Genomic DNA, 21,981 nt, shown 5'->3' with positions numbered 1-21,981 from the left:
GCCGGATCGCCCCGCCGCCGTGCGGTCGCTCGGGGGTTATTTCTTTGGCGCTGTCTTTGCTTTTTCAGGTTCAGCGACGGGTTCGGTGCCGGACGCATCGCTGACAGGCGCGGTCGTTGGGGCCGGTGCTGGAGCCGCCTTCAGGATCAGAATTTCAGCCTCGGCCGCTTCAAGCTTCTTGCCGAGAGCATCGAGCGCGTTGTCGTGGTCGGCCTGAAGGTTCGCCACTCGCTCGGTCGCGGCTTCGGCGACCTTGGCGTTGAATGATGTCTGAAGGGCTGACGTGATGCCCTCAACCTGCTTTTGCACTTCAGCCGCAACCGCGGTGTCGAAATCAACGCCGGTGAGCTTGACGCCACCCGACCCAACTTCCTGCACGATGAAAGCAGGATCGGCTTTGAACGCCTGGAGCTGCTCTGGAGTCCAGCGGTCGGCAGGATAGATGGCCGATGCAGGGTTCTCGATACCGTTACGGCGAATGCCTGGCTTCGAGCAGATGATCTGAATTTGAGACATTGCGGGTTCCTTGGTTCTCGACGGGTTTCAGGAAAGCGGCGATCGCGCCGTTTTCCGAAAACCCGCCAGCAATCCGGGAGGTAGAGGAGGAGATTGCTAGCGGGAGCGGCAGAGCCATGTGGTGCTCGGCCGATCGGGTTATGCGAGATGCGGGATGACGACGACGGTCGCGGTCTTTGCCCAGACGTTTGTGTCGCCGCCATTGATCAAAGCCGCCTCGACGATCTTGCGGGCTGTCGATTCCAAGTTCGGCGGGACGAGCAGCTTGGTCGGACGGATCGCGTTGATCTGGCCGTCGCGCTTGCGGATCGACTGCATCGTGGTGCGGGCGGCGTCGTAGTTTGCCTGTGTCAGCTCCAGCTTGGACTTGTAGGCCAGCTGCCAGAGACCGAAACCGGCGTTACCGCGTGTGTCGGCACCCCAGACATATTCGTCGCGCCAGAACACGTTCGGGTCGGTTTCCGCAAACATCTGCGTCAGCTTGATCGCTTTGCGGTTCTGCCAGATCATCGGTTTGATGACCTGTGTGTCATCCACGAGGTACCAAGCGGGCTGGCCACCGGCCGAATAGTTCGAAACCGAAATCTGGTTGCCCTGCTCGTTATAGCCGGGATGATCGGTGTCGAAATAATACTGCCCGTCATAGCAGGGTGTGGTCTCACCCTTCTTGAAGAGAGGCCACACCAGCGTATCTGGGAATGCCGCACCGTCCTGACCGTATTGCGCTGCGATCGGCGTGAAGATGCCGACTTGATCGTCTTCAATCTGACGGCGCTTGATCGCAATGGTCTTTTCGAATGAACGGTTGGTGATCGAATAGAGCGATGCACCAACGTCATGGGCAACGCGATCGCCGATCCATTCGCGGAAGCCGGGCAGATCGTCCAGGCGCGGGTACTCGTTGGCAAAAGTGGTTGAGCCAACCGTCATCGCGATTGTGTTGTAGAAAGTAGGCGTTGCGGCAAGCGCCTGATTGAACAGGGTCGAAAGGCCCGTGTAGATGCCGCGCAGATTGGTGACGTTAATGTCCATTTCGGCCCCTTAATTCGTCTTGAGCCAGACGCCGTCCGCGTCGATGGCGTCGATGGTGCCAGCCTTGAGCAAAGCGCCCGCAGCCAACGTGAAAGTGTCGTCGGCCGAGGCGTAGACAGCCGAGCCGATATTGGCTGGCGTGGCACCGGCAAGCGGAATGTTGGTGACACCCTTGCGGGCGTTGATCAGGCGGTCGCCGGTTGCGCCCGCGCTGTTATCGACGGCCTCCTCGGCAAAGCCGATGAGCGCCACGCAGTTGGGGTGCGCGGCAGGCACGGCTGCAAGAGCGGCTGTGACGCCGATCATGGTGCCACCGAAGATGCGCACGCCGCCGAGAACCGGATAACCGTAAGCGTCACCGGCGCGCCACTTGCGGCGAATGTCAGATGTTGCCGCCATGTTAGGCTCCCTTTGCGTGCAGCGTCGCGTGCTGCTTCTTGAAGGCCTCGGGATCAACGCCCATCATGGACGCGACCTTGAGTTCTTCTTCGGTTGCAGTTTCACCGGTCACGGGTGGCTGACGATTGCCAAGCCCACCGGCGTTGATCGATGGCGCGAGCTTCAGCTCGGTCTCGACCTCTGTCGGGTTCTTGGAATGGCGGGCAATCATATGGTCGCGAAGGGCGGGAACGACCTTGCCTGCCGCGATCGCCGCGTCGATGGTTGTCGTTGCCTTCTCCATCGCGTGGGTCGTGACAAGCGTCTCGACGCGAGAGTTGAGGGACGTAACCTGTGCCTTAAGCTCGGAGTTTTCGGCCTCGACCGTGGTGACGGGCTTCAGCTTTGCATTCAGCGCCGTCACGAGGGCTTCGCCGTCAGCCGTTGCATCGACGCCGACAGCCTGGGCAACGCGGCTCATAAGCGCTGCCTGACTGGTGCTGGCGGAGTGAGACGCAGTGATGGCCGCAAGGACTGCGGTCTCATCTGCGGTTTCCGGCAGGCCAAGAGCCTTCCGGAGCGCTACGATGTCCATAGAGTTCTCCTGAGAGTTGGAATGTAGGGATGTAAGAGTGAGGTTCGGATCGTTGGTCAGAGCCACACGCAAAAGCCGGGCAATGTTGTAAGGTGGCTTTGGCGGATGCTGTAGAACCGGCGACACGTAGCCGTAGGCCTTGCCCTGCATCAGGGACAAACCTTCAGGCGTCCATTCGACCTTGGCCCAGATACCGTCTTCACGCGATTGCAGATCGACAATCCAGCCGCGTGCGGGAGCAGCGAAGCCCTTCTTGCCTGCCAGATCGGTGGAGTGATTTTCGTCGATCGGAAGTTTACGTCCTTCGGATGCGAAGTTCGCAACGACTGCCGCAGCGTCGTTGAGAAAATATGGCCCGCGCCCATCGACGCCGGTGAAGCGACCGGCCGGGATGACGTGCATCCATTCCGGTGCGCCAGCGGTTGCCGACTGAAGAGCGATAATGAGGGTCGAGATCGTGTTGTGCATGACCGGGATATGCCACGGGCGCAAAACGCAAATCATGCCCGCCAATGCAGGCGGGAGAAATCAGGCGGGGATTTTAACGGGAGGAGTAGCGTTCCACGAAACCAAAGACGGTTTCGGCGATCATCGCTTCGTCGTCGGATGATATACCGAGGAAGGGGCGTGCGGGCAAGGTAACACTGTCAGCTTTGATAAGGTTCCCGCCCATGCGAAAACGAAGGTATGGAGCAGACACCGGCTTGATGACAGCGCCGAACTGGTGAGGTGCCGCATAGATCAGGTTGGAGCCGACCAGAACTTCGTCATTGCTCGCCCTGGCATTGATGCTGTTTCGCAGGCGGCCGCTTTCGGTCAGGATGCGAGCGTTGCGTTTGCCTTCCGCATATAGCGGGTTCAACGCGGCCCAGGCATTGCCATCGGGATCGGTCTGAGTGACGAACCGCATATGGGTTGAGCCCACGAGGCCGACGCCGATCGCACGCATCACCGGCGTCGTGTCGCGCATCACGCCTTCGAGCTGGCGAAAACCGCGACGGACTTCCGAATCGAGAACCTGCATGGTGATCGAGATCGCCGCGCCACTCATAGACCGCCCTCGCGCAGTGTCCTGACATAGAGACGCTGACGATCATCGTCTTCGGCCAGGGCGACATCGAGCGACCAATCGCGCCCCTGATGTTCGCCCGACACGGTATAGATGCCGTTTCCACGCGAGGTGACTTTCCCGGCCCGTGCGAGACGGCGCGGGACGGTCGCATAGGACGCCGCGTCGGTTCTGCTGATATCGAGGTCTCGGACGGTTTCTGCCAGCAGCCGGAATTCGGTACCGGCCTTCACGCCGAGATCCGCAGCAATCGCCTCGCTGGTCACGCCAGCAGGTGTCCAGCTGCCATCAGGCCACTTGCCCCGTGCCGCTGATAGAATGAAGCTGTTAACCTGCACTTCGTTCGCGCTGACTGGCGTTGCACCAGGTGCGGTCTGTTCCAGCCATGCTTTGCCGGGATTGTAGGCAAAAGATGGATCGACGCCAAGCGGCTGATCCGTGCCGAGCTGGTCGAGGTTAGGTGCTTCGTCAGGCTTCGACTTGCCGAGGCGCTTGAGACCAGGGCGAGACACCGGCGTCACGAAGCAACCGCACTTGTATCCGTTCGGCGGATAGTTGGTGTTCCAGAATGGATCGTCAGCGGCAAAGACCATTCCGTCCCAGGCCTTGTGATTGAGGCGTGGGTGCAGCGCGCCGGAATGATTGTACTGCCAGAACGGGAATGCTTCGAGCGTGTCTGGCTCGCTCATCTGGGCATAGCGACCGGCAGCATAGGCAGATGCGAGGTTGGTTTCGAAGATGAGACGAGAGCGCCAGCCCCGCGCTCCCTTGTACTGCCAGCCGTGACGCTTCACGATATCGTCGAAGTCGGCCCGGAAATCTTCGAGCGTCAGACCTTGTTCAGCCGCCTTCACGATGGCATTCTGAAAGTCATCGACGAGCGCCTGGCTGTTGGCACCGGCCACCATGAACATCTTGGAATGGGCAGCATCCCAGACATCGCGATAGCTCTTGGTCGGCACTGCCGTTTTCTGGCGAAGAAAATCGATCGCTTCATCAAATGGCAGACTGAGGGCATCGATCGCGCTTGCCATCAGAGTAATGATGGACGATCCGAAAATTGAAGCCGAATTGAAGGCCGTGGAGGCGTTTTGAGAGCTTCCAGCGGGGATTGCCGCAAACAACCCCTTGAAGCGCGTCAGGGGGCTTCCTGTCATGTGCGCCCCGCAAGGTCATCAACGAGGGCAGCTTGTCCCGCGAGATGCGCCAAGGTCATTGTTCTCGCCATGGCCTCGGCAAGCTCGTCGGCCGACAGACCGAGTGTAGCCACCCGCCTACCAGCATCGGCCAGATCGGTCGCCTGCATCAAAACATTTCGGACCTTCTCGATCATGCCATTCATTGCTTCTGACGCTTCTTGCTCAAGCCGATCGGTGAGAGCGTCCATGATGTTTGGCTGTGTTCGGCTGTGCGCAGACGCAAAGACGCGATCGAGCGCGTGCTTTGTTGGTTGGGTCTTTTCCTCTTTGACCGGAGCCGGGGCAACTGGACGGCCGCCAACGATCTCAGCGTCGGTCTTTGGTGCGGGGATGCCGAGGCGGTCACGCATCCATCCCGCGTCGGCCGTCAGACCGAGAGGACCGAGCTTCTCGAATGCAGATGAGAAAACGTCGATCGGTACTTCGTCTGGACGGCCGATAGCGAGCGTCGGATAATGATCCTGCGGCCCAAAATTGAATGCCACCATATTTGGAATGAGCTGGGCGTTGAAAGTGCCAGACGTTTCGAGCGCGTCGGAACGCTCGATGTCCTCCTGGACGAGGCGATGTTCCTTGGCAACCGCATGACCGCCTGAGACCGCGTCTGTCGTAGTCGTCTGGCCAAGGACCAGCTTGGACACTTCGCGGTTATGCCAGTCGGTGCGGCGCTCATACATATCCGTCGAGCTGCTCTTCGATCCGACCTCGTGAAACTCGACAAGCATCTCGCGTGGCATGATGGCTGCGCAGTCACCAGCAATGCCGGACACAGCCCGCCACAAAACATCCTTTTCAGCTTCCGTTGCACCTCGGCCATATTTGCCGATGCGGATCGGCTGGCCATAGTTCTGGCAGAAGATCGCCCAATCCTTCACCGTGAAGCTCTTGAACATCCAATACCAGACCGCCACACGGGCGATGCCAGAGCGGATCGTCAGGCCGGATTTGACCTTGGAACGATGGACGATGAACTTGTGTGGCGCAAACGGCTTGTCGCCGCCCACGTCCCGCAGCAGCGGCGTGTCGCCGTCCATCTTGTCGAAGGTGAACCAACGCTGTGTTTGCCAAGTGAGCTTTGCCGGGCAGAGATGACCGTGACGAACCTGCCAGTCGATTTCCATGAACGAAATGGCCTTGCCGATCGCATCGAGCATGTCGAACAGGCTGGAGCGCAAAATGCCCTGGTCAACCCATGCCCTCACGAATGCGGCGTGCTGTTCATGCTCGGCGCTGTCACTGGCCGCTTTGACCGTGATCGGCAACTGCGCGACAGACCGTTTACGCGTGGCGAGCTGCGCGACGTAATGCGGGTCGAGTTCCTCGATCTGTTCCGCCAGTTCGAAGAACGCCTCCGGGTCGCCATTGTCGGCCGCACGCAGGATCGAGGCGAGCTTGACCGGCGTCATGCCGATGGTCTGCTGATTCGACGTGTGCTGCCTGACACCGCCGATCTGTGCGCCTGCATGTTCGTCACTCAGATCGCGGCCAGCAATGACGTTGCCAAGCCAATCGCGAAAACTACCCATTACAATGATCCTCTCAGGTAAACGTCCACGGTGCGGCCGCGCCGGTCATCATCCATCGGCGGTCCACCATTGTGACCACGCATGGATGTGCCGGCACTCTTGCGGCCGGTCTCGTATTCGTAGGCGATGGCCTCCTGGTTGGAGGCAAAGAACGCAAGCGCACCCGCAATCGAGGTGTCGCCGTGCCGGTCGTAACCATCGACACCTTTGGTCGAATGACCATCCGGCACCTTGATGATGCCGTTGACGTAGGCCAGCCCCTGGTGATCGGCGATGACATCGATGTCGTATGGGAACAGCACGGACTTTTCGCCAAAGGCTTCGATGTAACCCGGCATGTTGGCGGCGTACCATTTGGGCGACAGCATGATTTCGTGGATGCACTCACCCCAGCGCTGGCGGGCTTTTTCGGCAAGGTACTGGCCGTTGCCTCGCGCATCGAGGGCGCCGCCGACCATGCGGGGCAAGCCGTCTCCAATGTAGAAAAGGATGTCGCGCTGCTGATCGAACGGAATGTTCTTGAGTTCGACGACGAGGCGTGCGCGACGGACAGCGTCGGGACCGATCTCGAAGACAACGACGGCGGTCTTGTCGCCAGAACGCGCAAAGTCTTCGCCGAAGCAATGTTCACGCTCCTTGTCGAGCTGGTTTAAAAGCGGCTTTAAGACCCCTTCACAGAACTGTTCCGTCTGTTCTTCGCGCTCGTAGTCCTCAAGGTTTTTGAAGTCGTCAGGCCGATCCCATCGTGCGACGGCTGGCAGATCGCGGCTCATGCAGCGCTCGATGATGACGCGGGTCAGCGCCGATCCTTCGGCCTCGGCCGGGATCGCGTCCAGTTCCTGTTTCATCTTGGCGGTGCGCGTGCCGTAGGCCGAACGGATTTTCCGCTCCCACTCTTCTTCTTTCTCAAGCGTCCACTCTTCACCTTTGATCAGGCAGACGCGCTTGAAAAGACCGTTCTTGACAGCATCGCCGAAGGTGAATGTGTGGAAGTTGAAGCCGTTCTTTCCGGCCTCGGCTTCCTTGATCAGTTCGTTGAACGGGTTGCTGACGCCGTTGTGCGACGAAATGATACGGACCTTGCCGCCCCAGATGAGAAGGGCTGCAACCGAATCGATAACTTCGCGAACATCACGGTGAAACGCGGCTTCGTCGATGCAGACGGTGCCCTGCAAACCACGAATGTTTTCCGGGCGCGATGACAGTGCCTCAATGCGGAAGCCCGATTTGAAACGGATGATGTAGCTGGAGATCGCGTTCGTAGTGCCGTCTGCCCGTTGATCGAAGAAGATGCCATCCTCGATCGTCAATAGTTCTTTGGCCACCGACTTCGCGAAGTGTGCCGCATAGCCGATGAACTCCCGGCCCTTCGGCTTGGTGTCGGGGATATAAAAATAGTTCTGCCCACCAGCCGATCGCTGCGCAGCTGCAATCAGTGTTGCGTCCAACGCTTCGGCAAAAGTAATACCGGTTCGTCGTCCTTTGGCGCAGCCTTTCAGCAGGCTGTCATCCGCGAGCCATTCGGCTTGGTGTTCCATAAGGACACCATCGGCCAAGGGATCGAAGTCGTCGGGAATATCACCGCCACGAGGCAATTCGACCGGCAACTGAGCCGGATCGGTAGGTAGCACAGGCGGGTCGATCCAATTGCCTTGCGGCAAGCCGGGCAGCGGTTCAGCCACGGCTCACCTCCATGCAGGAGAGGCCAGTCCCCTTGCACGGGCGGCAATCGTTCTTCAGATCATAGACGACGCTGGAAACTGTGCCGTCCCGCCTGCGGTTGATGCGTTTGATGGCGCGGCCGATACCGTCGCATTTCGTGCAGGCCAGTTCCGAATACGGAATGAAGGTCGCTTTGATCACTGGCCACCATCCTTCTCTTCAGTAACCTTGGAAACTTCAGGTACAGATTTCGCCTTTGGTCGCACTCCGAGGAATTCGCGCCGGGCGCGGGCGATGGCTTCTTTCGTGATGCCGGGCTCGTTGGACAGGATATCGAAAGCCTTCTCCGCCTTGTCATTCATGTCCGCGATCGCCTTGCGGGCCTTTTCTTCGGCTTCGAGTTTCATGCGTCGGTTCGATGAAGCGACCTGCGCAGACGATGCAGCGCGCAGCGCGTTCGCCAGTTCCATCGCACCCTTTGGCGAAAGGCCTGCATCACCGGAGGACTGGAGGATTTCGAAGATCAGTGTCTTGATCGCCTCGGCGGCAATCAGTGTGAGATCATCCGATCCGGCCGCATCCATTCGCTCGGATATCGTCGCGGCGATTTCGCGGGTTTGCTCCAGGCGGCGTGTCATCTGTGACAGGCGGATCGCATGGCGGTTGAATGCCGAGAACGATGGGATATCAAAACCAAGGCCGGTCTCGCCCTGGAGAGCGATCAGCTTGGTTTTCCACTCACCGTAGATTTCGACTTGTGTCCGGTCGCGGTTCGCCAGTTCCTGCGAAGCCCACGAAATAATATCGGAGCATTCATCAGGAAGCCGGTCGATAGCAGAGAGGTGACCGCGTGCTTTGGCCATGTCACGCGCTCACGCGTGATGGACGTTTCACGCCCTCGATGGCGGTATGTCGATCGACATGGCGACGACCCATATCTGTCAGCGACGCGATTTTTACGCTGCCAGCGTCAAGCACAAGGACCGCCCCCATGACCTGCAGATAGTCGATCTGCTGGTGGACCCAAGCCCGTTCCTGATGAATGCCGAAATTGGCAAGAACGGGTTCGAGCATGGAGCTGCTCAAACTCTCGTTTACCTGCTCTGCCAGGGCGCGCAGAATGATCAGTCGCGCTTCTTCACGCATGATCCTCATGTAATCAAAGCCGATGCTCATTTGTTACCTGCCGTTTCAACCAGAAGCTGGTTCATTCTTTCATTGGTGGCCATGATCGGTTTGAGCGTCTCGTTCAGGGTGTCGAGACGGCCATTGACCTTTTCAAGCGCAAGCTCCAATCGGTGCTGGCTTTCCCTGTCGGGCAAATGGCGCAGTTCGCCTTCGATCGCCTGGATGCGCCGGTCGTGCTCGATAAGCTTGCGCTTGTGCTCCTCGGCCTCTGCCTTGCGAGCAGCGACATCGGCAGCATGATCGGTCTTGATTCCTGCTACCTCTTTCAACAGCTCTTTTTCGCCGGAGTTCATCCATCCTTTGATGTGACCGAAAATGGCGATAACGCCTAAGGCGAGGCTGATGTACAGGGCGATCTCTGCGGTGGTCATCGGTGCCGTTTCTCCATTTCGTGAAACTCTTGGCACTCAATGCAGCGCCGGGCGAAAGGTGCCGCAGCACGTCGTTCATCGGAAATCTTGGATGGACAGTCCTGGCATATGAGAGCGCCCCGGACCGAGACTGCGGCAGATGCTGCAGCTATGCTTGTTTCGCGCTCTTGCTCGGCACGCAGTTCCGCCTGATCGAGAGCGGCATTACCACCAAAATTCATGGTGCACGCTTCCACGTTCGAACAGCTTCGATCGCCTGCTTGCCCATTTCCTTGACGGTATGCCCCCCCATGTAGAGGCCGATAAACCAGCCGGTCAGGGTCATGAGGGTCGCAAGGTCCATCGCTTCAACCGTTGAACCAAAGGCGCGAAGGATGGGAAATACCAGCAACGCGCATACCCAGAAGAATGCGAGCAGATACATCCAGCCCCAACGCCAGGCGGACGGCCAGAAGCCCTCGGCCTGTTCGGCCTGGAGCAACTCAAACTGCCCCTTCAGGCCCTGCTGGTAGAGCGCGATGACCTCCGGCATGGAGTAATCGACATCCTTGACCGCGTTATCGAGTTCAGCCGGGTCCACAGTCGGGATGGCTTCCGGCTCGACGCCTAGGCGCTCGGCGACCTGATCAACGACAGTGCCAGCGAGCGTGCCGGTCAAACCGCCGACATGCTTTTCAAGAACGCTTTTGATGATGGGTGCGCCGACTTTCGCGGCGGCACCAAGGATAATGGAGATGATGGCTGCGCTCATATCAGAAACTCCGCAGCCAGGACGCCAGACGGGGAGCCTTGTCGGCAACCCGCACAGCGATGATGTCGCGATACTGGTATGCCTGCCACGCAAGGTAGATCACAGCGACGACGGCGAGACCGCCACCGATCCACGACACGACATGATCCGGAACGGCAGAGGATGGATCGACCGGCGCTGGAGCTGATACGGTCGTAACAACCTGATCGCCACCCGCAACGCCGATGCCGCCAGCCGTTGTGGCAACACCCTTTGTCGTCTTGGCACGGGCGTCCACTTCGCGCTGAAGCGTAGAGAGCGTTGCCCGGCCGATCTTGCCGTCCACCGTCAAAGCGTAAGCTTTCTGGAAATCTTCGACGGCGGCACGGCGAACCTTGCCGATGACATATCCCGCGTCGTAGCCAATCTTCATCAGCCCACTGCGGACCTCGTCCATCTCGGCGGGCGTAGCGGAAATCACGAACGTCGCAAAGCGCATATCTTCCGCAACGGGGGCCACGTCGATGTCGCCAGGGTACTTGCCAAGCAGCAGGATGTCGGCCTCTTCGGCACGACGGCGTGTCAGGCCGCGATAGACCTTGCCGCCTGCCTTGTTCCAGAGACCGAGGCGCTTGCGGACTTCGGCCGCATTGTAATTGTAATCGAGCCAAGACTTGACCCACGAAGCCTTGTTGATCGCGCCGGTGTTCCAGTCGAAGGACACACCCGCATCAATCGTGGATGGGAGTTCACGATCGCCAAGAGCTTTGACGACACGTGGCAGGTAGTTTTTGGCGACAGCCAAATCGAAGAGACGGTCGCACTCCTCGGAGGTGATCGTCATACCTGCCTTTGGCTTGACCACACCGGATGCGGCGGTCAGACCGGGACCGATGGTCCAGACGCCGACCACATCGCGATATGCCTTTTTGACAACGCCTTCGTGCCCGTAGATGAATTTGCGCCCTTTAGGGCTGACTTGCGGCATGGTGACCCCCAGAAAAAGTGACCGGCCAATCAGCCGATGATCTGGGGTGAAACTAAACTGGAGCGCGAAATGAAATCAGGCCCACCTTTGCGGGCGGGCCTGTCAAAACATGTCTATCTGGCGGGGGTCTTTCTTCCGCCTGGACGTGAGCGGTTCTCGTTTTCGAGCCCTTTTTAAAAGCCGTTCAACACCGCTTTCTGTCAGGCCGAGCCTGCGGGCTATATCCCGGTTGCTCATTTTCTCGTCAACGTAGCGCCGGGCTCGAAACTCTCTGGCCAGAGGCACCCTTATATAACCGCCCGGATACGCTTTGGCTAGACGGTGTGCAGCATCAACGCCAATCGTGGCCGGAAGTTCACTTCTGGCGGGATCGGCAGCGATATAAAGTCGGACACCGGCGTGCGCTTCCACCAAGGTGAAAAAGCCGTCATCGCCCAATGTTGCCAACAATTCCAGACTGAGATCATCTGCCACGGGAAATCCTATTCGAAAGTGTCAATTGCTCTTGGGTCAATGTTTTGAGCCGCACTTCCAGTTCGAGACGCTTGTGTGAGAAACGCGGAAGCTTGGCAGCGCGTTGCGCCAGTTGGTCGCGTTTGGATTGCAGGGCGTCGAGTTCCCGCTGCTCCGGCCAGCCGAAGAGCGGCATGACAGCAGTGGAAACGACGCCCTGTTTCATGGCGATCCGGCCTCCGCCTGCCACTTGATCAGGACGCCAGAAAACTTCGTCACGCCGGGATGAGTGGCGACCCAGAACCGGCCCATGGTCTCGCGGGCAGTCCGGCCGCGAAGCTTGGTCGGAAAACCTTCGCCGAGTAGCTCGGGCGCGAAACCGTCTTGGCGCGCAAATGCTTCGACCTGGTCGCGTTTGAGATGGACACCATCCACAATGATGCTGGCAACCAGTTCGTCGATCAGGTCACTAATTGCGATCTCGATTGGCAGCACCATCGTGCAGAGAGTGTCCGGAACGATCTTGCGGCAATACTTCGTGCGCATGCCTTGGTAGATTTGCACGCGCTCACCCGGCCGGGCATGGCGCGGGCGGTGGCCGCGCACCGTCTGGCACTTCGAGCCGCTTTCGATCTGCCCGCTGAAAAAGGGTTTGAAGCCATAGGCGACCATCAGCTGACCACCGTTTTCTTGGTTGCAGGTTTGCGGGCGCGGACCAGCTTTCCGAAATGGTTCATCACCAAAACCCACTCAGCGTCGGTAACGCCGCGATAGGTGATTCCGCGATCGAGGATCGCCGTCACACAGGGCCAGAAGCCTTCGCAAAGGCTGGCCTTCAGAAATGCATGCTGTGCCAGGGCGATCTTGTAGCCGTAGCGGGTTTCATAAGGCTGGCATGGTTTAAGATCGGCCCACTCCACACCACCTTCACGGCTGATCCATGCCTTAAGCGCCTCAACCACCTTGGTGGCATCACCGGCGTTGTTGACCCACTGGGCGCTGTCGATGCCGGTCTGACGCTTTACGAAGGCGGTCAGCGCCGCATCGTCACGATTGTCCACGATGCCGAGATTGTAAGCCGCAATCCAGAGCGACTGCATCTTCGGCGCAAACCGTCCGTCGAGCTTGCGCCGTCCGTTCGGGCGGGCCATTGCGACGGGTTTGTAGCCGAGGCGGCGCAATTCGACCAGGACGGCATCCTGTTGCGGAGCCGTCATGAGGGATAGGCGGGATTGACCGGTAACGCGGGCGTAGATAGCGCGCTGCGCGTCCTCGTCTGTGATATCCAGCTGGCGGAAACCGCCAAAGATTGCGCGTTGTATGCTCATGCTGCTTCTCCAAATTTTCCAGTTTCGTCACCCCATGCAGTCCAGCCAGCGCGATCGGTGCGACTGAACAGGTCGAGGCGGTTTGCCTTCGGCATCAGACGCTCGGCCTCGCGATAGGCTTCGTCAGGCTTTCTGGAATGCTCCCGCGCCAGTCCGTGGATCACCGATCGGACTGATTTCGTGGTCTTGGGGTTCCCGCGCCGGGCGATCAGGAAAGGCTCATGCGAGCCGCGCAGGACATAGCCGGTGCCAAAGGCGATCTTGTTATGCCGGGTCGTTTTCACCCAAACGCCTTCGGTGCAGTATTCGAACCCCCAAGCGCGGATTGTCGTGAAATGCTGTGGAAGCATCGGCGCTGTGCCCCAATACCAAAGCAGCGAGTCGGGTGCGGCAAGGTCCATGACAGGCAATGCATTGATATCGGCAAGCGACATCGTGCCGTAATGAGCCTGGGCAGACTTCGCCTCTCCCTTCGCTGAACGCAGTTCAAAGCGGTGCGGGCAATCGGCCATGATGAAATCAAAGCTGTGCGGCTGAAGATCGCCAAATGGCCAGAGATCAGGGAACAGTCTCATTGCATCGACCCTCTGCTATAGGGCTCGTCACCGTTCGCAAGGGCGTATGCCACCGTGGTCATGAGGGTATTCGCCCAATACTGGGCTTGAACCTCCGCATCGGCGGACTGACCGAGCGTATGGCTCATGATCGAGATCATCGCGGCCATAACGTCTTCAGCCGGATGGACCTGGACAAGGTCTATGATCCTCAGTGCGATCGCGATCTGCTGATCGGAAAGCTGGCGGTTTTCGATGGTCATTCGCAAGCCTCGCTGAGTTCAGAGGTGGTGTAGGTGGATTTGAAAACGGGAACGAAGAATCGGACGTAGACGTGACGCACGGTCCAGCCCTTGGCCTCTGCGTCTGCCCAGAGCTTTTCGCGCGACTTGAGCACCCGGAACTTGGCAGCGATCGCGTCGCCTCTCTCTTTGCGAAACGTGGAAGGCTGAAGCGTTCCGGACGGACTGCAAAGCACCCAGCCCTTTGTGAATGCCGATGGTATCTGGCGGTGTTTCGTCACTGGCGAATCCCTCCGAGAACCACGGTTTCAACATGAACCAAGGGCTGTGCCAGATTGTTGGCGAGGCTCCGCGTCACAGCCTTGTCCAGCTGCTCGCGAAACATCTTGCGCATGCGACGGTCGCTGATCGAGGCCAAGATTTGGGCCATGTTGGTCGCCAGTGCGCCACCAACCGCATTCAAGATGGGCGCGTCGAACTGCTCACCGGTTTCGATGATGGCCTTGTGAATAGCATCGGTGAGGATTTGCACTTGGCGAGCTTCCTCGGCGCGATAAGCATCATTGCTCATGATCGCCTCCATGAAACTCGATCTGCTTCAGGGGAGCCGGAAGGGCCAGCTGCGGGCTGGAAGTTTTCGTAGCGACAGGCGACTTGCGAGGCTTGCGAGCTTCCTTCTGCTCGGCGTCGATTGCGTCCAGCTGGCGCAACATGTGCGCCAGCTCGAAATGATCGGAAGTCTCGATTTCGATCTTGATGGAGGACTTTCCGCCCTTGCTCGATGCCGAGAAGGATTTCAGTCGGGCGTCGTCGAAGTAGATGCCGGTCATGCAGCGCCGCCAATCAGGCGTGGGCCGCGATCCGATCCGTCTACGCCGTGAGATAGGTTGACGTTTCCACCAGCCTTCCAACCTGCATTTACAGCATCGTCAAAGCGGGCCTTGTGCGCCTTAGTGTTGACCGTCTTGGTGTTAGGAACAAGGCGATCCATGTAAGCCTCGGCCTCTGCCATCGCGGTCTGTGACCGGGTCTGGGCAAACAGGCTGCGCAAGCGAGACGCAAGGCGCTGGACGAGACCGAACGTAAAATCTTCGACTGCCTTACGTTTCGTTTTTGCGGTGCGGCGACGGACATAGAAGTCGCCGGAGCGAAACTTTGCCAATTCATGCTTGATGGCATTTTCGCAGACGTCAAAAAGATAGGTTGCGATTTCTGGTCCTGGCTCACGACCATAGAATGTCACCTCCCGTCCACCGTTGAAATTCTCTGCAACGACCGCTTTGCAGTTGGTGCAACTGGAGACAACATTCCACAGCAAGGCTTTCGGAGAACGCACTGGCGTCTTTGTCGCAACGGTTGCTTCTGTCATCACCAAATCAGAGACGGCGATTCCGTGATCGCGCATAAGCTGGGCAGCTTTTGCCGCAGCCTCCACAGCCTCCGCTTCAGTGCAGCCACGTGAGGTGGTGCGCTCACGCAGAATTTTGATACGACGTTTAATTGAATCGTTCGTCATTTGTCCGCCTCACGCCTTCGCAAGATCGATGGTGATGGCCTGCCATCCCGCTTCCTTGTCCGCACGCTTGTAGAAGCGGACATATTCCTTGGAGCCGGTGACGCGGATGGCATCGCGGATCGCCTCCATAGCCATCTTCCAACGGTCGTCAGCAATTTCCAGCTTGAGCAGCATGTAGATATCGGCGCGGTTGACCTGACCTTCCTTGTCAGTATTAAAGGCGCTGCTGACCAAGGACTGGATTTCAGGGCGGCTATCGGCGCTCCATTCAATGAGGCACTGGTCGATAAGCGTTTTCGCGATCTGAAGCTCCGGGCCGAACGTGATCTGATCGGACACCTGAACCTGAATTTTCATCAGGCCATCATAGGTCTGATAGGTGCGGTTGCCCTTCTTGCCACCGATCTTCGCACCGTACTTTTCAGCTAGAATTGCATCGAGCGAACCGAGATCGGCTGCGGTGTGACCGCGAAAGCGGGATAGCTGCGCATTCAGATTTTCTGCAAACTCAATGCATTTGCGCACCGTCTGATCTTCTAGCTTGTACTGTTCCTTCACATTTCCGATCGGATCGAGACCGCCTTTGGCGTTGTTCATGAACTCGCGACCATTCAGAATGGTGATTCCGGGTGCGGCGTTTTCTTCCAGGATGACTGACTGCATAGTGATTTCCTCAATTTTCAACGGTCGTTGAAGGGCGCTGAAACGTCCTTCAATGGGCTTTTAAGCGTGTGGTTTTCCGGGAAACGGCACGACGTTGGTGGTACCGGGCCGCATCATCTGCAGAATGGTCGCGCCGTGCGGCTGCACCATTTGTCTGATCTCGTTCGGGTCGACCGGGCAGAGCGATGCGAGCGCAGTTTCCATGGCCTCTGCAGCCGCGATGTAGCAATGAAGGTGCTGCACGAAATCTTCCACTTCCTCGCTGGACATGGAGACCCCGCCGTGTCGGAAATCGGCAAACTTGTTGCGCTCTTTGCGCAGGTTTTCAGACAAGATGCGGTCGATACGGCTCATTGGTCATTTCCTCCGATAAGGCTGAAGGGGCAATTGCGGCGGCATGCCTGATACATGCGGACGCGATGGCTGTTGGTTGTTGCAAAGGGCTTGCGCTGCCATGCGAGGCACTCGTTGCGCGGCAGATCGCCCATGACAGGGCATTGGACCGTCTCGGCCAACAACCCGCCGCGCACGGCTAGTTCCACTCGGGCGATGTCGCCGTTCTGGTAGGAGTTAGACAGCACCTGGCTGACGGCCGAGGCCGAGTAGCCAATCTTGCGGGCAATCGCCGACTGGCTCTGCTGATTGCAGGCCTCGGCCAGAACGGTGACCCAATCCGGCAGGGACTCGCCCCAGGCAGTCCGGGCCTTGTCCACATTGTCGTGCTTTACGGCTTTCACGGAAGCGGTCATTACAGCAGCTCCTCTGCAGGAGCGCCGCCGACAACCTCATTGCGGTTCTGATCGAATACGATCTTGGCGCGCAGGATCATGGGCGTCAGCGGGCCGGTATTCTTGGACGGGTCAAGCTTCCACATCGCTTCACCGCCCGCCATTCCGTCAGTCATCAAAGGAATGAGATAACCGGACTTATTGAGGTGATCGATGTAGGCGGCAGCAAACCGCGTCGTGATCCTCGTGTCATCAGTCGATGCCCACCGGACCAGATCGGCAACCGTGAAGCCGGTGCGAAATGTGTTGCGGATGGCGTTCCACATGCACTGTGTCGCGGTGACCGTCTCGATAACGGTACCGTCGCGGCGAACACGCGGCGTTGCTGCCTGCACTTTGGCGACGCTGAAGGTCTCGGCTTTGTTCGGGAGAGTCCCCGCTTTGGCAAGGAAACCCGCTTTAACGAGGCGCTTGATGAACTCCCTGATGGTGTCCATGTTGGCGTTCGACTGCTCGAAGATGTCGCGAGCGGTGAACGCTGTCCCGGTGCGGGACTTTTCCAGCATGACGGACCAGTAGTGATCTTCGCCACGGACAGGGCGTTGGCCTTTTTTCATGGTGAGCTGAAGGAGAAGCATCGACATTATGCTGCCTCCCGCCGTGTCGGCAGCTTGCCTGTCGAGAAACGTCCGTCGTAGTCAGCCAGGGCGACCGTCTCAAGACCACGCACATTTGAAAACTCGGCAATCGAATGCAGGGTGTTGCCGATGCGGCGGACGCGGCCATCACCGCGATCGCGGGCCATGTCTAGAAGATCGTCAGCGATCATCAGGTGCGGATAGAAGGTTTGCGCGAGCTTGCGTGTATCGTCGAGGTCGCAAGGCTGCGCATATCCCATGACCAACACCAGATCGCGGAAACGATCGACGCCTTCCAGTTTCTTCGGAAATAGCTCCTCGCCGATCAGCAACACCGGTGCGTTGCTCTTCTTGGCAATCATGCGCACAAGCTCGATCATGCGTTTGTCCACCAGCTTGTCGGACTCGTCGATGATGAGCGGCCGGTTCGGATCGCGGGCAAGCGTGCCAATGATCTCGTCTTCCATGTCGGACAGCGTGCCTTTGGGCTGGTTGTTGCCGAGTTCCAGCAGGATGGCCTTCAGCAGCTTGGCGCGGGTCCACGTGTCGGAAACCTCGACATACGCGGCTCCCGTCTTGTTCTGCGAATAGAGCGCGGCGACCGATTTCCCGTAGCCGGAGAAGCCTGCAAACACGCCGAGGTTCGGCTGTAGCGGGTGCCGGTTTTGCAGGCTGCGCACGAGCGAAAGGCATGCCGCGACGTTCTTGATCGGGGCGGTGTCACCGCTGGTATTGACAATTTTCGGTTTCATATTCATTTTCGTCCTCGTTAGGTTTCATGCGAAGGCCCGTTGGCGCGGGCCTTTTTTCTCGGCTCAGAACATGCGCAACGTGTTTTCCATGCCGAAATCTTTCAGGCAGTCTTTCATCGACTGATATGCGGCGGTCCCTTGGAACCGCACCAAACGGCCAGCAGTGGCGTCATCCAGCTCAACACCGCCTGCAATCGCTTCCTCCATTGCCATCGCCCATTTGAAGTGTCGGGCCGTCTCGGAAAGACCGGCGTCAGGATCGAGATGGATGACCTTGGCTGTCGTCTTGGCCTCGGCCTCACGAACGATTGCCTCATGCAGCTGTGCTGCGGCTTCGTTCAGCGACTTAGGCAGCGCCACACGCGGTTGCGTGATGCTGTCGAGCGCAGCCGTGAGGGCTGGCGTGACGAGCTGCTCTTCGCGCTTTGGCAACTGGATGACGTTGGCGCTGGCGGCATCGCGCTCTGCGGCCTTCTTCTTGGCGAGACGGATGGTGCGCTCGATGCCGGATGGGCCTTTCTTGAGCTCGCGGATATCGGCCTTGATCTCGCGTTCTTTTTCGCGGATCAGATCGGCCGCAATCTGCTTTTGGGCCTTCACGTAAGCCTGCGGGTTTACGTCAGCCAATTCGGGGCAGATCGCCACATCAAGGAAGCGACCATCATTGGCGTCGAAAACGTACATGCGGCCCATGTCGAGCGGGTCGAGGCGGCAGAACACTTCGGTGCCGACCATGATGGAGCCGGAGAGGTAATGCAGGCCGTTCTTGATGCCCTGCTTGGTCATCTTGCGGTAGCCGTTCTTGCCAGCGACCGGCATCAACAACGCGTCCAGGGCGCGCTCATCAACACGGGTGATCTTGGCGGTGGATGCTGCAGCTACGCTGTTAGGCGTGCGATCCTTCAGGCCACCATGATTGCGCTCGTGATAACGGTATTCGAGCCAGTCATCGATATGGCGCTGCAGCTGCTCGGCTGTCAGTTCGACTTCAAACAATTCCTTGTCGTCGGCACCTAGGCGCTGCGAGAAGCTCTTGCGACCCTCGATCGCTTTCCGATCGGCGACGTTATGACCGATGTAGCCGGGCAACTGCGGGCAAACTTCATGCTGGAATGTTCTAATGACGCGCTCGACGTGACCCTTTTGCTCCGGCGTATAAGCGTCGGAAATATCCGGTGTGACATTCAGATCGGCGAATAGGCGCTTGATTGAAACGGCAACGAAATCCGAACCGTTGTCCGTCTTGATGACCTTGGCCGCACCCCATTTCAGAATGGCTTTGCGCATCATCAAACTAACAGCGGACGCCCGTGGTGTTTTCGACAGAGTAATGACCAAGCGACGGGTCGCAATGTCGATGCAGGCATAGAGCGAATGGCGACCATCAGTGCAGAGCGCATCGACCGGAGAGGCGTCGATCATCCAGAGCGCGTTAGGTTCGTCGATGTGGCGATAGGTGCCGGTACCGGAAAGCTTCATCGTCGAGCGATAGCTGTCGGGATTGGTGATCTTGGTGAGAACGACCTTTTCCGACGCCTTCAAGGCGGCAATGAAATGCTGGAACGTACGCGGCGGCGGGAGTGCCTTGAGGACGCCATTCCGGTCAACCAGTTCAGAACCGAACATATCTTCGCAGTACCCGCGAATGATATCTGCAGAGAGTGCCGGGTTTCTGGCGATCCAAGCCAGGATGAACGATTTGACCTCGCCGCCATTGGCAGTATCGAGCAGGCCTGTACCTTTGCGCGCCTCTGAACGATCGACTGCGAGCGTATCTTTTGCGCCCGACTTCTTGGCCGCAATCCAGCGGAACACGGACCGCTGTGAAATCTGCGGCAGAAGCTTTTTCACCCATTCATCCGCCTGGATCATGTTCATGTTCCAACGGTCCACGAAGATGAACATCCGCGCCTGCATCGCCATGTTGGTCAGACCTTTCGCAAAGGTCTCAAATGCCGCGATGACGGCAAGGCGAGCGTCACGCTCCTGACGAGCGCGATCGGTAAGATTGGATGACGGAAGGGCAGAAGCCGGAGCCGGTTCGAGCGCTGGAGCCTCGCCACCTACAACCATATAGCGTTGGACATACGTGACCTGCGCAAGCGTCGGAAAAAGGCGATAGCTATACTCAAGCCCGCCACCAGCGCCATTCCGCGACCGGCACATTGATGGGACGCTTTGCCAGTTCTCCCGGCGCGCATACCGAATGACTGCGCTTTCGGAAGTCGGCATGCCCGGCAGTGCTTCAGCGGCGATCTCTCTCGCTGTAAGCCACTCTTTCAGGCTGCTTTTTGATTGAGGGAAAGCGACTATGCTCAATGGATTTCCCTCACCATCAGGACAAGCGCGGTCGCGACTTGAGAGAAATAAATCATCCCGAGGATGAAGGTGGAGACTGCCCATAGTGCCGAAACGTCGCGCACGATCTGGCTTCGAATGAAGCGCGTGACGGACTTCTTGAACAATGGCGCGATGCTGATCATTTTATTCACCGGCGTGCTCTCTTCCTTGCGGCGCGTGATGCTCTCAGCGCCTCCATTTCTTTGATGTGATCGTCGATGAGTTGGTCCTCGACCATCTCGGCATATTCTTCCTCGATGACGGTCAGGCCGAACTCACCCGGCACGAAGCCGAGCAGCTCTTTCGCGCCAGTCGCAAAAACCAGTGCGATAAATGCATCGAGCGGAATGCGATGTTCTCCGCTCGCTTCGGATGCCCACTTGTCGAGCATGCCAGCGGAGATCGAGCGGCCAAGATAACGGCTCATGGCCTCGACGATTTCCACGCGGCTCTTGCCATCGTCGCGGGCGTCACGAAGGGCGCGGGCGATGAGCCGTGAAATGCGGTTGTCCAGCGGGCCGCGACCTGTCACGCCTTCTTCGTAGCGGATCGCCACCTGTGGCGGCGTCCACTCGAAAAGGTCTTTCGTGAGAGGGTCGCGGCGCTTGGTCATCAGCGAGCGGCCTTAGCTGCGCGGCGTTCCGCAACCCAGCGCATGACAGCGGACTCGTTGATGTTGAAGAACGCATCCTGTTCGGTTGGCTTCAAGCGGCTGAAACGGTCGTTGACGCGTTCCCATGCTGCAGGTGGATTGCTGCGCGGCAATTGGTCGATAATCTCGACGGCCTGGGCAAAGCTCTCGGCCTCGCCAGAGAGCAGCAACTCGATGATGCGCGCTGCGCGCTCGTAGGGCTGCGCGGCGATGTCGAGCAACGCTTGCTGATTGTCGGCGAGCGCCTCATGTACAGCGATGCGATCACGCAGATCGGCTGCGATATTCGCAATCTTGAGCGCCCGGAACACGGCAACCCGCGAGATTTTCAGGAAGTGCTGCGCAGCCTCGGAAAAGCTCATGGCGAAGCGATTGCTCATCTCCATCTGCTCGTCATCGGAATTCGGTATCAAGTTGATACTCAATTCGTCCGATGCGGATTTCCTCGGCTTCGGTCCCGGTTTCATAACTGGTTGAGCCGCACGATGGATCGCGCACCAGTCGGCGATGTCGATGCTTCGATCGAGCACTGACAGATCGCGGCGATAGAAATTCTCGGAGATGGTCGTCAGCCGAATATCGGCTTCATCGCGAAAAGCGTCGGGCTGCTTAACGATGGCAGATACATCGCGTTTTAGAGCGGTTGCGGCACCGAGGCGCGTGGCACCGAAGACGAGACGATATCGCTCACCAATCTGGATGACCTCAATAGGCTGGCGCTGGCCAAGTTTGGTAATGCTTTCCGCCAACGCCTGGACGGCGTCGGGATGGACTTTGCGATGATCTGACGGAATGTCGATCAACAATGGGGACAGAAATTCAATCTGCATGTGGCACTCTGGCTTGTCAGGGGAAGGGTTG

General features: G+C 58.5%; 34 protein-coding genes. All 34 read right to left on the bottom strand.

Annotated features, from left to right (window positions below; genetic code table 11):
- Positions 1-36: 36 nt before the first annotated feature.
- The 34 genes from EKM04_RS07405 to EKM04_RS07240 all read right to left on the bottom strand — a co-directional run bounded on the left by EKM04_RS07405 (position 37) and on the right by EKM04_RS07240 (position 21,950).
- Entirely contained in the window at positions 37-516 is a 480-nt protein-coding gene (locus EKM04_RS07405) for an HI1506-related protein (RefSeq protein WP_183897077.1), read from the bottom strand.
- Between the two features lie 138 nt (positions 517-654).
- Complete coding sequence (locus tag EKM04_RS07400; RefSeq protein ID WP_183897078.1) at positions 655-1,548, bottom strand: Mu-like prophage major head subunit gpT family protein; 894 nt, start codon at positions 1,546-1,548, stop codon at positions 655-657.
- A 9-nt stretch (positions 1,549-1,557) separates the two neighbouring features.
- Positions 1,558-1,947: a hypothetical protein gene (locus tag EKM04_RS07395; RefSeq protein WP_183897079.1), complete on the bottom strand. Its 390-nt coding sequence runs from the start codon at positions 1,945-1,947 to the stop codon at positions 1,558-1,560.
- 1 nt (position 1,948) lies between these two features.
- Complete coding sequence (locus EKM04_RS07390) at positions 1,949-2,989, bottom strand: phage protease (RefSeq protein ID WP_183897080.1); 1,041 nt, start codon at positions 2,987-2,989, stop codon at positions 1,949-1,951.
- 73 nt (positions 2,990-3,062) lie between these two features.
- Complete coding sequence (locus EKM04_RS07385) at positions 3,063-3,572, bottom strand: phage virion morphogenesis protein (RefSeq protein ID WP_183897081.1); 510 nt, start codon at positions 3,570-3,572, stop codon at positions 3,063-3,065.
- The gene (locus EKM04_RS07380; RefSeq protein WP_234910988.1) at positions 3,569-4,747 is read right to left on the bottom strand and encodes a phage head morphogenesis protein; all 1,179 of its coding nucleotides are present in this window, start codon (positions 4,745-4,747) and stop codon (positions 3,569-3,571) included. Before EKM04_RS07380 ends, EKM04_RS07385 begins: the two co-directional genes overlap by 4 nt.
- Positions 4,744-6,315: a DUF935 domain-containing protein gene (locus tag EKM04_RS07375; protein WP_183897082.1), complete on the bottom strand. Its 1,572-nt coding sequence runs from the start codon at positions 6,313-6,315 to the stop codon at positions 4,744-4,746. Before EKM04_RS07375 ends, EKM04_RS07380 begins: the two co-directional genes overlap by 4 nt.
- Positions 6,315-7,853, bottom strand: coding sequence for a hypothetical protein (locus EKM04_RS07370; protein WP_234910992.1), 1,539 nt, complete (start codon positions 7,851-7,853; stop codon positions 6,315-6,317). Before EKM04_RS07370 ends, EKM04_RS07375 begins: the two co-directional genes overlap by 1 nt.
- Positions 7,854-7,989: 136 nt before the next feature.
- On the bottom strand, positions 7,990-8,178 hold the full coding sequence (locus tag EKM04_RS07365) for a hypothetical protein (RefSeq protein ID WP_183897084.1): 189 nt from the start codon (positions 8,176-8,178) through the stop codon (positions 7,990-7,992).
- The gene (locus EKM04_RS07360) at positions 8,175-8,840 is read right to left on the bottom strand and encodes a phage protein Gp27 family protein (RefSeq protein ID WP_183897085.1); all 666 of its coding nucleotides are present in this window, start codon (positions 8,838-8,840) and stop codon (positions 8,175-8,177) included. Before EKM04_RS07360 ends, EKM04_RS07365 begins: the two co-directional genes overlap by 4 nt.
- Position 8,841: 1 nt before the next feature.
- On the bottom strand, positions 8,842-9,153 hold the full coding sequence (locus EKM04_RS07355; protein WP_183897086.1) for a VpaChn25_0724 family phage protein: 312 nt from the start codon (positions 9,151-9,153) through the stop codon (positions 8,842-8,844).
- A complete protein-coding gene (locus EKM04_RS07350; protein WP_183897087.1) occupies positions 9,150-9,536 on the bottom strand; it encodes a DUF2730 family protein in 387 nt (128 codons plus the stop codon). Before EKM04_RS07350 ends, EKM04_RS07355 begins: the two co-directional genes overlap by 4 nt.
- Positions 9,533-9,757 (bottom strand): TraR/DksA C4-type zinc finger protein, encoded by a 225-nt coding sequence (locus EKM04_RS07345; RefSeq protein ID WP_183897088.1) that lies wholly within the window; start codon positions 9,755-9,757, stop codon positions 9,533-9,535. Before EKM04_RS07345 ends, EKM04_RS07350 begins: the two co-directional genes overlap by 4 nt.
- On the bottom strand, positions 9,754-10,287 hold the full coding sequence (locus EKM04_RS07340; protein ID WP_183897089.1) for a hypothetical protein: 534 nt from the start codon (positions 10,285-10,287) through the stop codon (positions 9,754-9,756). The genes EKM04_RS07345 and EKM04_RS07340 overlap by 4 nt, the downstream gene beginning before the upstream one ends.
- Position 10,288: 1 nt before the next feature.
- Positions 10,289-11,254 carry a glycoside hydrolase family protein gene (locus tag EKM04_RS07335; RefSeq protein WP_183897090.1) on the bottom strand — a complete coding sequence of 322 codons (966 nt, stop codon included), beginning with the start codon at positions 11,252-11,254 and terminating at the stop codon, positions 10,289-10,291.
- Positions 11,255-11,356: 102 nt separating this feature from the next.
- Positions 11,357-11,728 carry a sigma factor-like helix-turn-helix DNA-binding protein gene (locus tag EKM04_RS07330; RefSeq protein ID WP_183897091.1) on the bottom strand — a complete coding sequence of 124 codons (372 nt, stop codon included), beginning with the start codon at positions 11,726-11,728 and terminating at the stop codon, positions 11,357-11,359.
- Positions 11,718-11,933: a hypothetical protein gene (locus EKM04_RS07325; RefSeq protein ID WP_183897092.1), complete on the bottom strand. Its 216-nt coding sequence runs from the start codon at positions 11,931-11,933 to the stop codon at positions 11,718-11,720. The genes EKM04_RS07330 and EKM04_RS07325 overlap by 11 nt, the downstream gene beginning before the upstream one ends.
- The gene (locus EKM04_RS07320; RefSeq protein WP_183897093.1) at positions 11,930-12,379 is read right to left on the bottom strand and encodes an ASCH domain-containing protein; all 450 of its coding nucleotides are present in this window, start codon (positions 12,377-12,379) and stop codon (positions 11,930-11,932) included. The genes EKM04_RS07325 and EKM04_RS07320 overlap by 4 nt, the downstream gene beginning before the upstream one ends.
- Complete coding sequence (locus EKM04_RS07315; RefSeq protein WP_183897094.1) at positions 12,379-13,035, bottom strand: regulatory protein GemA; 657 nt, start codon at positions 13,033-13,035, stop codon at positions 12,379-12,381. Before EKM04_RS07315 ends, EKM04_RS07320 begins: the two co-directional genes overlap by 1 nt.
- Complete coding sequence (locus EKM04_RS07310) at positions 13,032-13,610, bottom strand: MT-A70 family methyltransferase (protein WP_183897095.1); 579 nt, start codon at positions 13,608-13,610, stop codon at positions 13,032-13,034. The genes EKM04_RS07315 and EKM04_RS07310 overlap by 4 nt, the downstream gene beginning before the upstream one ends.
- The gene (locus tag EKM04_RS07305; RefSeq protein WP_183897096.1) at positions 13,607-13,852 is read right to left on the bottom strand and encodes a hypothetical protein; all 246 of its coding nucleotides are present in this window, start codon (positions 13,850-13,852) and stop codon (positions 13,607-13,609) included. Before EKM04_RS07305 ends, EKM04_RS07310 begins: the two co-directional genes overlap by 4 nt.
- A complete protein-coding gene (locus EKM04_RS07300) occupies positions 13,849-14,112 on the bottom strand; it encodes a hypothetical protein (RefSeq protein ID WP_183897097.1) in 264 nt (87 codons plus the stop codon). The genes EKM04_RS07305 and EKM04_RS07300 overlap by 4 nt, the downstream gene beginning before the upstream one ends.
- Positions 14,109-14,402, bottom strand: a complete 294-nt coding sequence (locus EKM04_RS07295; protein WP_234910989.1) for a hypothetical protein — start codon at positions 14,400-14,402, stop codon at positions 14,109-14,111. The genes EKM04_RS07300 and EKM04_RS07295 overlap by 4 nt, the downstream gene beginning before the upstream one ends.
- A complete protein-coding gene (locus EKM04_RS07290) occupies positions 14,392-14,661 on the bottom strand; it encodes a hypothetical protein (RefSeq protein ID WP_183897099.1) in 270 nt (89 codons plus the stop codon). Before EKM04_RS07290 ends, EKM04_RS07295 begins: the two co-directional genes overlap by 11 nt.
- Complete coding sequence (locus EKM04_RS07285; protein ID WP_183897100.1) at positions 14,658-15,347, bottom strand: DUF7168 domain-containing protein; 690 nt, start codon at positions 15,345-15,347, stop codon at positions 14,658-14,660. Before EKM04_RS07285 ends, EKM04_RS07290 begins: the two co-directional genes overlap by 4 nt.
- A 9-nt stretch (positions 15,348-15,356) precedes the next feature.
- The gene (locus EKM04_RS07280) at positions 15,357-16,010 is read right to left on the bottom strand and encodes a DUF3164 family protein (protein WP_183897101.1); all 654 of its coding nucleotides are present in this window, start codon (positions 16,008-16,010) and stop codon (positions 15,357-15,359) included.
- Positions 16,011-16,070: 60 nt separating this feature from the next.
- Positions 16,071-16,364: a hypothetical protein gene (locus EKM04_RS07275; protein WP_183897102.1), complete on the bottom strand. Its 294-nt coding sequence runs from the start codon at positions 16,362-16,364 to the stop codon at positions 16,071-16,073.
- Positions 16,361-16,759 (bottom strand): transcriptional regulator, encoded by a 399-nt coding sequence (locus EKM04_RS07270; RefSeq protein WP_183897103.1) that lies wholly within the window; start codon positions 16,757-16,759, stop codon positions 16,361-16,363. Before EKM04_RS07270 ends, EKM04_RS07275 begins: the two co-directional genes overlap by 4 nt.
- Positions 16,759-17,382, bottom strand: coding sequence for a hypothetical protein (locus EKM04_RS07265; protein ID WP_183897104.1), 624 nt, complete (start codon positions 17,380-17,382; stop codon positions 16,759-16,761). Before EKM04_RS07265 ends, EKM04_RS07270 begins: the two co-directional genes overlap by 1 nt.
- On the bottom strand, positions 17,382-18,128 hold the full coding sequence (locus tag EKM04_RS07260) for an AAA family ATPase (protein WP_183897105.1): 747 nt from the start codon (positions 18,126-18,128) through the stop codon (positions 17,382-17,384). The genes EKM04_RS07265 and EKM04_RS07260 overlap by 1 nt, the downstream gene beginning before the upstream one ends.
- 63 nt (positions 18,129-18,191) lie before the next feature.
- A complete protein-coding gene (locus EKM04_RS07255; RefSeq protein WP_183897106.1) occupies positions 18,192-20,447 on the bottom strand; it encodes a TnsB C-terminal domain-containing protein in 2,256 nt (751 codons plus the stop codon).
- Positions 20,444-20,611: a hypothetical protein gene (locus EKM04_RS07250; protein ID WP_183897107.1), complete on the bottom strand. Its 168-nt coding sequence runs from the start codon at positions 20,609-20,611 to the stop codon at positions 20,444-20,446. Before EKM04_RS07250 ends, EKM04_RS07255 begins: the two co-directional genes overlap by 4 nt.
- Positions 20,612-20,616: 5 nt before the next feature.
- A complete protein-coding gene (locus tag EKM04_RS07245; RefSeq protein ID WP_210290146.1) occupies positions 20,617-21,081 on the bottom strand; it encodes a hypothetical protein in 465 nt (154 codons plus the stop codon).
- Positions 21,081-21,950: a ParB N-terminal domain-containing protein gene (locus EKM04_RS07240; protein ID WP_183897108.1), complete on the bottom strand. Its 870-nt coding sequence runs from the start codon at positions 21,948-21,950 to the stop codon at positions 21,081-21,083. The genes EKM04_RS07245 and EKM04_RS07240 overlap by 1 nt, the downstream gene beginning before the upstream one ends.
- Between the last annotated feature and the right edge of the window lie 31 nt (positions 21,951-21,981).

Source organism: Rhizobium skierniewicense Ch11, from assembly GCF_023757665.1.
Classification (GTDB): Bacteria; Pseudomonadota; Alphaproteobacteria; order Rhizobiales; family Rhizobiaceae; genus Agrobacterium; species Agrobacterium skierniewicense.
Note: the sequence above shows the minus strand (reverse complement) of the source record. Positions and strands in the feature narration are given on the sequence as shown.

What these genes read in the sequence shown, in the direction of transcription:
- EKM04_RS07405 (WP_183897077.1), bottom strand. Translation starts at nt 516, where the DNA reads ATGTCTCAAATTCAGATCATCTGCTCGAAGCCAGGCATTCGCCGTAAC.
- EKM04_RS07400 (WP_183897078.1), bottom strand. Translation starts at nt 1,548, where the DNA reads ATGGACATTAACGTCACCAATCTGCGCGGCATCTACACGGGCCTTTCG.
- EKM04_RS07395 (WP_183897079.1), bottom strand. Translation starts at nt 1,947, where the DNA reads ATGGCGGCAACATCTGACATTCGCCGCAAGTGGCGCGCCGGTGACGCT.
- EKM04_RS07390 (WP_183897080.1), bottom strand. Translation starts at nt 2,989, where the DNA reads ATGCACAACACGATCTCGACCCTCATTATCGCTCTTCAGTCGGCAACC.
- EKM04_RS07385 (WP_183897081.1), bottom strand. Translation starts at nt 3,572, where the DNA reads ATGAGTGGCGCGGCGATCTCGATCACCATGCAGGTTCTCGATTCGGAA.
- EKM04_RS07380 (WP_234910988.1), bottom strand. Translation starts at nt 4,747, where the DNA reads ATGACAGGAAGCCCCCTGACGCGCTTCAAGGGGTTGTTTGCGGCAATC.
- EKM04_RS07375 (WP_183897082.1), bottom strand. Translation starts at nt 6,315, where the DNA reads ATGGGTAGTTTTCGCGATTGGCTTGGCAACGTCATTGCTGGCCGCGAT.
- EKM04_RS07370 (WP_234910992.1), bottom strand. Translation starts at nt 7,853, where the DNA reads ATGGAACACCAAGCCGAATGGCTCGCGGATGACAGCCTGCTGAAAGGC.
- EKM04_RS07360 (WP_183897085.1), bottom strand. Translation starts at nt 8,840, where the DNA reads ATGGCCAAAGCACGCGGTCACCTCTCTGCTATCGACCGGCTTCCTGAT.
- EKM04_RS07355 (WP_183897086.1), bottom strand. Translation starts at nt 9,153, where the DNA reads ATGAGCATCGGCTTTGATTACATGAGGATCATGCGTGAAGAAGCGCGA.
- EKM04_RS07350 (WP_183897087.1), bottom strand. Translation starts at nt 9,536, where the DNA reads ATGACCACCGCAGAGATCGCCCTGTACATCAGCCTCGCCTTAGGCGTT.
- EKM04_RS07345 (WP_183897088.1), bottom strand. Translation starts at nt 9,757, where the DNA reads ATGAATTTTGGTGGTAATGCCGCTCTCGATCAGGCGGAACTGCGTGCC.
- EKM04_RS07340 (WP_183897089.1), bottom strand. Translation starts at nt 10,287, where the DNA reads ATGAGCGCAGCCATCATCTCCATTATCCTTGGTGCCGCCGCGAAAGTC.
- EKM04_RS07335 (WP_183897090.1), bottom strand. Translation starts at nt 11,254, where the DNA reads ATGCCGCAAGTCAGCCCTAAAGGGCGCAAATTCATCTACGGGCACGAA.
- EKM04_RS07325 (WP_183897092.1), bottom strand. Translation starts at nt 11,933, where the DNA reads ATGAAACAGGGCGTCGTTTCCACTGCTGTCATGCCGCTCTTCGGCTGG.
- EKM04_RS07320 (WP_183897093.1), bottom strand. Translation starts at nt 12,379, where the DNA reads ATGGTCGCCTATGGCTTCAAACCCTTTTTCAGCGGGCAGATCGAAAGC.
- EKM04_RS07315 (WP_183897094.1), bottom strand. Translation starts at nt 13,035, where the DNA reads ATGAGCATACAACGCGCAATCTTTGGCGGTTTCCGCCAGCTGGATATC.
- EKM04_RS07310 (WP_183897095.1), bottom strand. Translation starts at nt 13,610, where the DNA reads ATGAGACTGTTCCCTGATCTCTGGCCATTTGGCGATCTTCAGCCGCAC.
- EKM04_RS07305 (WP_183897096.1), bottom strand. Translation starts at nt 13,852, where the DNA reads ATGACCATCGAAAACCGCCAGCTTTCCGATCAGCAGATCGCGATCGCA.
- EKM04_RS07295 (WP_234910989.1), bottom strand. Translation starts at nt 14,402, where the DNA reads ATGAGCAATGATGCTTATCGCGCCGAGGAAGCTCGCCAAGTGCAAATC.
- EKM04_RS07290 (WP_183897099.1), bottom strand. Translation starts at nt 14,661, where the DNA reads ATGACCGGCATCTACTTCGACGACGCCCGACTGAAATCCTTCTCGGCA.
- EKM04_RS07285 (WP_183897100.1), bottom strand. Translation starts at nt 15,347, where the DNA reads ATGACGAACGATTCAATTAAACGTCGTATCAAAATTCTGCGTGAGCGC.
- EKM04_RS07280 (WP_183897101.1), bottom strand. Translation starts at nt 16,010, where the DNA reads ATGCAGTCAGTCATCCTGGAAGAAAACGCCGCACCCGGAATCACCATT.
- EKM04_RS07275 (WP_183897102.1), bottom strand. Translation starts at nt 16,364, where the DNA reads ATGAGCCGTATCGACCGCATCTTGTCTGAAAACCTGCGCAAAGAGCGC.
- EKM04_RS07270 (WP_183897103.1), bottom strand. Translation starts at nt 16,759, where the DNA reads ATGACCGCTTCCGTGAAAGCCGTAAAGCACGACAATGTGGACAAGGCC.
- EKM04_RS07265 (WP_183897104.1), bottom strand. Translation starts at nt 17,382, where the DNA reads ATGTCGATGCTTCTCCTTCAGCTCACCATGAAAAAAGGCCAACGCCCT.
- EKM04_RS07260 (WP_183897105.1), bottom strand. Translation starts at nt 18,128, where the DNA reads ATGAAACCGAAAATTGTCAATACCAGCGGTGACACCGCCCCGATCAAG.
- EKM04_RS07250 (WP_183897107.1), bottom strand. Translation starts at nt 20,611, where the DNA reads ATGATCAGCATCGCGCCATTGTTCAAGAAGTCCGTCACGCGCTTCATT.
- EKM04_RS07245 (WP_210290146.1), bottom strand. Translation starts at nt 21,081, where the DNA reads ATGACCAAGCGCCGCGACCCTCTCACGAAAGACCTTTTCGAGTGGACG.
- EKM04_RS07240 (WP_183897108.1), bottom strand. Translation starts at nt 21,950, where the DNA reads ATGCAGATTGAATTTCTGTCCCCATTGTTGATCGACATTCCGTCAGAT.